Source organism: Winogradskyella costae (assembly GCF_013403865.1).
Lineage (GTDB): Bacteria > Bacteroidota > Bacteroidia > Flavobacteriales > Flavobacteriaceae > Winogradskyella > Winogradskyella costae.
In genome coordinates this window covers 1-899 of the sequence record NZ_JABFDK010000044.1, presented here as the reverse complement: position 1 = coordinate 899, position 899 = coordinate 1, and the positions used below count along the sequence as shown (strand labels likewise).

General features: G+C 29.5%; 1 protein-coding gene. It reads right to left on the bottom strand.

The genetic code is table 11. The features are described 5' to 3' along the window. Positions 1 to 229 precede the first annotated feature (229 nt). On the bottom strand, positions 230 to 796 hold the full coding sequence (locus tag HM986_RS17605) for a hypothetical protein (RefSeq protein WP_179336353.1): 567 nt from the start codon (positions 794 to 796) through the stop codon (positions 230 to 232). Between the last annotated feature and the right edge of the window lie 103 nt (positions 797 to 899).

Here is an 899-nt window from a genome sequence, read left to right as displayed (position 1 = left end):
TGTTCATTTTGTGTTTTCATAAGTGACTATAATTAATGGTTTAATTTTTAGTCAACCTATTTCAGGAAAGTTCATTCATCTAATGTGTGCTAACGTGATTGTGTATGGTTAGTTGCGTGGTTAAGCAACTAAATTAGCAAACTTTTACGAACCCGTGAATATTCCGCAGGAATATTCGCAAGTAGGGAAGAACCTAGCAATTAATTATACACGGTGTTGTAAGCAGTTTTTATATTTCAGTTATTAATCTTTCAAATATTTCGAAATGATGTTTCTCTGTTCTCATTTCAATTTTCAGTTTGTCATTCCGATGTTCAATTTTATATATTTCTCCTGATAAGAAAAGACTTTTTAATATTTCAGTAAGTTTAGAAATCAATTTCGGTTTATTATTTTTCGTTTCCAAGATATATTCTTCAGACAAATTCAAGTCAGATATGGATTTGTTTACAATTTTTTTAAAAAAATCAGTTCTTGTTTTTTTTCTTATTCGAAATTCAGAATTATGGGTCCCTTTTCTTTCAGTTTCCCATTCTACGATTACTAATAGACTTTGATCTTTAGATGATAGCAATAAATTACCGCTTGATGTAAAGGTTGCTTTTTTATACATCAAATTCCAGTTTTTTGGTGAGTATATTTTTCCGAAAACCTGATAAGACCAAGCGTTATATTTACCTTTCACTTTTCCGTTTTTTTTAGCGATAAAATTTTCAAAATCAGTACAAAAATTTTCATTCATTTTATAAAATGGTGAAGACATCTCATTAGAAGAAGCATTCGGTTTTATTTTCATATGTTGATTTTTGGGAAATTGCTTACAACGGTCTAGTATATGGTTTGTTGCGTGGTATTTGCACGTAATTTAGCAAATAATAACGGAATAGAAAAGCCGAAGG

Bases quoted from the DNA above. Each gene is read 5' to 3' on its own strand.
- HM986_RS17605 (WP_179336353.1), bottom strand. From the start codon at position 796: ATGAAAATAAAACCGAATGCTTCTTCTAATGAGATGTCTTCACCATTT.